The 6,577-nt window shown below is 67.7% G+C and carries 4 protein-coding genes and 2 pseudogenes; all 6 read right to left on the bottom strand.

The genetic code is table 11. The annotated features are described in order from the left end of the window. A pseudogene (locus ASE91_RS20425) lies at positions 1-328 on the bottom strand (DDE-type integrase/transposase/recombinase); the annotation flags it as partial. Between the two features lies 1 nt (position 329). Further along, a pseudogene (locus ASE91_RS20420) lies at positions 330-614 on the bottom strand (IS6 family transposase); the annotation flags it as partial. Between the two features lie 57 nt (positions 615-671). After that, positions 672-1,868, bottom strand: coding sequence for a helix-turn-helix transcriptional regulator (locus ASE91_RS04260; protein ID WP_156357654.1), 1,197 nt, complete (start codon positions 1,866-1,868; stop codon positions 672-674). Positions 1,869-1,957: 89 nt separating this feature from the next. Beyond that, positions 1,958-2,404 carry a nuclear transport factor 2 family protein gene (locus tag ASE91_RS04255; protein WP_056623057.1) on the bottom strand — a complete coding sequence of 149 codons (447 nt, stop codon included), beginning with the start codon at positions 2,402-2,404 and terminating at the stop codon, positions 1,958-1,960. A 14-nt stretch (positions 2,405-2,418) separates the two neighbouring features. After that, positions 2,419-5,439: an autotransporter outer membrane beta-barrel domain-containing protein gene (locus tag ASE91_RS04250; RefSeq protein ID WP_056623054.1), complete on the bottom strand. Its 3,021-nt coding sequence runs from the start codon at positions 5,437-5,439 to the stop codon at positions 2,419-2,421. 947 nt (positions 5,440-6,386) lie between these two features. Then, on the bottom strand, positions 6,387-6,577 hold a 191-nt coding region (locus tag ASE91_RS20415; RefSeq protein WP_235530308.1), incomplete at its 5' end, for a hypothetical protein.

Raw genomic sequence — 6,577 nt, 5'->3', positions numbered from 1 at the left:
TCAGGTGGCGTTCGAGACTGAAGTGGTTGTGGACATTGGCGTGAACCGACGCGAACTTTTGCAACGTCTTCATCTGGCGGAAACGCAGCATCGCCCGTTCCCTTCGTCGGAACGGAAGGTGGCTGTTCTCCACCCGGTTGTTGGCCCAGCGGCCGGTCTCCTGCTTCTGGCGACAGCCCAGTTCGTTCATCGCCGCACCGTAGGAGCGCAGCCCGTCAGTGGTGACCGCCTCTGGTGAACCATGACGCCTGAGCGCCTTCTTCATGAAGGCGAGTGCTGCTGCCTTGTCCCGCGTTTTGGTAACGTAGCTCTCCAGCACCTCACCCTTNGTTCAGCTTCACGTACATCTCATCCAGATGCCAGCGCCAGTGACGGAAGCCCCGCATCCGGCTTATCCGCTGGCGGCGGATGTCACCGGCGAACAGCGGTCCAAACCGGTTCCACCACAGCCGCACCGTCTCATGGCAGATGTCGATCCCGCGCTCGAACAGCAGGTCTTCGACGTTGCGCAACGACAGCGGAAACCGGACGTACATCAGCACCACCAGCCGGATCACCTCGGGCGATGAGTTGAAGTAGCGGAACGGGCTGGCAGGCTTGCGTGGACGGGGCATGTAAGCCCCCTACCCTGCCCTGCTTACCAGAAGGTGCATTTGGTTTGACGGAGCCCTTCATTGCCACGCCTGCGCGACCGGCCTCGCATAGGCGTGGGCGAGACGGATCAGGTCGGCGCGACTATGCGTGGCCGTCTTCTGGAACAGGTGCAGCACGTGGGTGCGCACGGTGCTGTCGGCTATGCCCAGGTCGGCGCAGATTTCCCGCGTGCTCCTGCCGACGAAGATGCGTTCGAAGACCGCCAGTTCGGCTTTAGTAAGCTCGAACATCGATTGCAGCACATCTTGCGCAAGATTCTGTTCGATCGGCGCGTTCGAGATGAAGATGGCCACTACCGCATCACCGGCAAGCCTGACCCGCAAGGCGCCATGGGCGAGCGGCAGCAGATGGAGGGTGCGGGAGCCACGGTTCGGCACCCGCACGGATAGGCCGATGCCGCTTCCGGGGATGTCGGTCTCGTTCTCGATCGCCCGGTCGATCATCTTTCCGATCGCGTGGTGCAGCCCGGGCACGGGCGACGAGAGCCGATCGAAGCGCGCGGCGAGGATCGCCCCTTCCTCCAGCAGCTCGCGCGCGGGACCGTTGGCATGGACGATCGCGCCGTTCGCCGAAACCAAGAGGATGGGCAGCGACATGGAATTCACGACGGCCTCGAAATTGCGGGCTTTCGCGTTGGCGGCATCGAGCAGTCCGTTGATGCGGGCGGCGCGCTGGCAATGCGGCAGCAACGACGCCAGCGCATCGACCAGATGATCGTCGACGAACCCCCGGGTGGCGTCCGTGGCGAGGCGGATGCTGCCGAACAGGCTGGCATCGCGGGCCAGCACGATCGCGGCTCCGTCGACCAGACCCATCGGCCCCACCCAGTTCCGATAATAGGACGTCCGCATCAAGGCGTCCTGCGTGATGATATGGCTGACGACCCAAGGCCGGTCGATCGGGCGCGTCGTTATCGCGTCCAGTCCGCCCCAGACCTCCGGCATGCCGTAATAGTGACTGATCATGGTCGCGGCCTGGCGGTCGTCGATGCCATGGTGGAAGTTGAAGATGTTGGTCATCCCCGGCAGGCGATTGAGATCCACCGTTCCCTTGCGGAAACCCAGCGTCCGGCAAATCCGGCCGAGCGTTTCGGGCCATAAGGCGTGGTCGATCGCGCCGTCGTAGACGGCGGACACGAGGTCGGAGAACGTCCTGCGATCCATACCCCCGCGCTCTCGATCCGCCGGTGCGATATACGACCCGGCCTGTTGCACACATCCGGCGGTCCTGCCGCCGGCGTCCGATTCCCTTCCCCGACGCTGCCGTACGAGGCTGCGGGGGATGCCGACTCGGCCCGGAGCCGTTACCTTGCCGCGGCGATCGTCGCCTGTCGCGCGATCAGACGCCAGCGACTGTCACGCCGCGCCCAGATATCGGTGAACGGCCGCATCACATGCCGGCCCGCGCCCGGCCCCTTCACCGGCACCATCGTGTCGTAACCCATCACCACGGTCACCTCCGGCTTCTCGCCGACGAAAGTGATGTGCTTGCGGAAATCCTTGTAGTCGAGGAAGTCGCGCTCCATCACCGCGATCACCTGCTCGCGGTTCAGCACCGCATTATCGGGCGCATTGACGACGAAATCGTCGGCCCAGACCGTTCGGACCCCTGCGGCGTCGTGCGCCATCATTGCCTTTCCGAGTTGCCCGTAGGCGGCCCCGATGCCGGGCGGCATTCGCACGCCGGGGGCAAGCTGCGCCGCCGCCGGCGCGACCAGCACGATGGCTGCGACCGTGATGATCCTCGACATGACACCCGCCTCCTTCAGAACGCCAACCTGATCCCCAGCGTCCCGCTGTTGTCGGTCCAGCGGTCGGCGAACTGGCCACGATACCGCGCATAGCCCGTCCAACCGCCACGATGCAGGGTCAATCCCGCCCCGGCCGACAGCGTGTCGCGGGACAGGTCCGCGCGATTGCCGGCGAACGCCGTGCCGTCCGCCGCCGCCAGCCTGACGCCCGGCCCCGCCGCGGCGTCGCTGCGGCGATAGCCGAACGACACGTCGGGAACGAGGCTGGTGCCGCGGCCGCCGTCGATGACGCGCGACAGGCCGATATTGGCGAACGGCGAGACATAGGTTCGATCGCCGATGCGGCCGCGGACGGCGAAGGCCGCCGGGACCGAACCGTCTTCGGCCAGGTCCGCGCCGAAGCGCGACGCCACCACCCCCAGCGCCGGTGTCACCGTCGTCCCCGCAATGGCGAGGGCGGCGCTCGCCTGCGCGCCGACGGTCACGGTGCCGATCCCGTAGCGGGCGACGGCGCGGCCGATCCCGGTCTCGCGCCGGCTTTCCTGCCACGCATGGGCGTAGCCGACCATCGCCGACAGACCGATCCTGCCGACCGTCTGCGATGCATAGAAACCGATCCGCGCCACGTCCCCGGTGCCGCGGCTGCCCAGATCGTCATGCAGCGAGGTGCGGTCATAGCCGCCAGCGATGCCGATACGGCCGCCATCCCGGACCTCGGCATCCAGCCCGATCTGCCCGCCGAACGCGCTCGACCGCGTGCCCGGGCGGTCGCCGGACCGATCGATGTCGCGCGCGTTGCCGGCCAGTTCCATCCACATGCGATAGCGCTGCTCGCCCGACACGGCAAAGTTGTAGAAGCCGTTGCCGCCGCCATCGGCCTGCGTGCGCTGCAACAGGTCAATCGTCCGCTGCTCGCCCAACGCCGCCACGGCCATCATCTGCGTGCTGAACAGCCGGGCATCGCGCGGTGCCACGACCGGCGTGGGTGTGGGCGCCGGTGGCGGGGTAGGGGTAGGGGTAGGGGTAGGGGTCGGTGTCGGTGTCGGTGTCGGTGTCGGTGTCGGGGTTGGCGTCGGCGTCGGCGTCGGAGTAGGCGTCGGAGTAGGCGCGGGTGTTGAGGCGCCGAGCACCAGACTGGCATCGCGTTCGGTGTAGGCGACGCTGATGTCGAACCCGGTGGGCGCGGTCGTACCGGTCGCCGCCGCTACGGTGCCGAACGTGCCGCTCAGCAACGGGGTGCCGGTCGATCCCTGGCCGATGATGAACGGCCGGCTACCCGCAGTGTAGGTGCCCGGCGCCCAGGCGAATGTCACCGTGCCTGCCAGCAGCGACGCCTTGGTGATGGTCAGTACGTCGATCTGGGTCGGGGTGACGCCGACGATCAGGTTGCCGGTCGCCGCCTGGTTGTAGCTGCCGAACACGGTGACGCGCCGTGCCTGTCCGGCGACGCCAGTGAGGTCGAGCGTACCGGCGTTGTTCAGCACGTGGTTGGTGCCGGTGCCCAGCGTGGCGTCCGCAGCGGCGACGAGGGTCGAGGTGCGGTCGACGTTGATCTGCGCGTCGCTCCGGGTGTTGCCGGTCACGATCCAGCGGGCATTGTCGGTCAGGTTGATCCTGCCCCAATCGCCCAGGTTGGTGCCCTTTACGGGATCGAACACGATGTTGTTGCCGCCCTGGAAACTGGCACGGAGCGTCGTGCCGCTGAGGTTCAGGACGTCGGTATAGACGCCGCGCAGCCGTGTCAGCGTCGCGGTCTGCGCCTCGGTCCGGCCCGCGATGGTGACGGTGGTTGGATCGGCGCCGTTGGAATAGACGTTGTCCAGCGTTCCCGACAGCGTCCCGCCGTTCCAGAGCACGGTCATCCCGCCGTCGAAGTTGACGGCGCCGGTCACCGATCCGCCGGACAACTCAATCGCGCTGCCCGGCTGCGATACCTCGATCGCGGTGCGGGTCGCCGGGTCGGCGGTGACGGTGCCGGTGTTGGCGACCCGGGTGGTGCCCCCGACGGTCCGGATCCCGCCCGTCACCGTGCCCGCGTTGGTGACGAAATTGCCCGTGGTGCGGGCGGTGGCGGCGGCCTGCTCGCTATCCAGAAAAACCCCGCCCTCGACGACGCCCGTGCTGCCGATGACGATCTCCCCACGCCGGCTCGCGGGTGTGGTGCCGCTGCCGCTGCCGATACCCACGCGCGCCGCGATGCCCGACTGGCTGCTGTCCGTCGCCGTCACGCGGCCGTTGACATTGACGCGCACGGTGCCCGTGCCGTTGACGCTGATCCCGCCCGCGGCCCGGATCGTGCCATCCACGGCCACCGTGATGTTCCCCCTCACGGGATCGCCGGAAGTCGACTCGGCCGATACGCCGTAGGCGAGCGAGCCCGCCTGATCGGTGACGTTGCCGTTGATCGTGACCGACACAGGTTCCCCGCCCCCCGACCGAGCCTCCACCACCGCGGGCAGACCGGTGCCGGCCGCCTGGGTGCGCGTCGCATCACCATTCAGGAGAATGGTGACCGGTGCGGTCCCCCCGCCCAGCACGCTAATCGCGCCGTTCGTGCCGCTGACCAGACCGCCGCGCGCGATGTCGACCGTGATGCCGCCCGACGCCTGCGCGCTGGTGGCGATGCGGATGCCGTAGCCGCCTCCGTTGCGCTGCCCCCTGCCCGTGATCGTCCCGTTGCTCGCGATCGACAGGTCGCCCGCGCCGAAGCTTTGCAGGGTGATGCCGTTGGCCGCGCCGGAGATGCGCGCCGCATTGCGATCCTCGATCGTCGTTGGCCCGCGTGCCAGGATCGCGTCGTTGTCCGCGACATCGATCGTGGTGTTCGCGCTCGTGCGCACGATGTTGGTGCCGCTCGCCGGGGCTTGGAAGAACTGGAACGTCGTGATCGCGCCCGAACAGAGATAGCTTCCGTCCGGCTGCTGTGCGCAGGATTGCGCGTGCGCTTCTCCCCCAACGACCAGCAGCCCTGCGCCGACCGTCGCCGCCGTCAGGCCAGCGGCGCGGCGGTTACTCGATGATTTGCTACGGCTCACGATAGTCCCCCCGGGCTGTGCATCGTTCTCGAGCGGTCGGCATCGACGATGGCCGGGCCGCGTTTCCGGGCTCGGAGATATCCGGCGCCGAAGACGGCGTAATCCACCAGATGGTGGAGACAATGACGGGGGGTCCGCCAAGCCTTACGGCCACGTGAACAGCCCGGCAGGTCGGGATTCTTCGCAGCGACGAGGAGAGGCATCGGCGTGCGGCGGGACGAAGCGCGTGCCCCCAAGGCCTTGGCGCTGGGTGCCGGCGTTCCCGACGGGCATCGTCTGGCACGCGTGCGATAGCCGCGGTCCCGGGACGGGGAACCAGGGAGACCGGTGCATGGAGCAGGCGACGCGCGGGCGGACGCATCTTGAACGGATACTGCTGGTGTGCGGAATGCCCAACGCCGGCAAGAGCAGCTGATCGGCCGCATTTTCGCTGACCGTCGCCTCAGTGGGGCGTGCCGACGCGTGGTCCGCTCAGGCCGAGGGCGCTCTCGTGCGAGTAGTGCCTGGCGGGTCGGCTCACGTCGCCGCACGAGACCGGCGAGACGCGAGCGTAGTTCCACGAAAAGATCAACGATGCGTGCGCGACCGCCTCGTCGGATTTCTGACGGATTTGCTACGTAAGCGCCGTCCAGCCGCATCCGCGAACCAGCCTGCCCGGCACCGTCGACGTCTGCGATGCGCTAGGGACCGAGTTTCTGCCAGAACGCATCCGCGTGGTGCAGCTCGCTCCGGACCACTGGGGCAACGCAACATCCAGGCTGACGGACGTCGAGATCGACGGTCTGCGACGGCTGGACGTCGAGGTGCTGGCGATCGATGTGCGCCGGAGCGGGCATCCGGCCAATCCGCCAACGAGCGCATCCCACCTGATCCACGATCCGCGGGCCCCGTCTTCGAGTTTGGTCCGAAAATGGCCGGAGGACCGATCCTCCGGCTTGGGACGATCTTCAGGATCGCCCCCTGAGGCGGTTGCGCGACGCGCCTTCCACGTCGTCGCGGCGCCGCAAGGTGGAACCCGAAAGGCTGCTTTTGTCGCAAACGGCCGTAAAAGCCTGATGCGAGAATGTACGGGTCTGGTCGGGAGCTGCCAGCGCTGCGGCAGCGCAGACCCAGGACCAGACATCCGCAACCCCCTCTG

It is taken from the genome of Sphingomonas sp. Leaf62 (assembly GCF_001421915.1).
GTDB lineage: Bacteria > Pseudomonadota > Alphaproteobacteria > Sphingomonadales > Sphingomonadaceae > Sphingomonas.
This window is presented reverse-complemented; position numbering and strand designations above follow the sequence as displayed.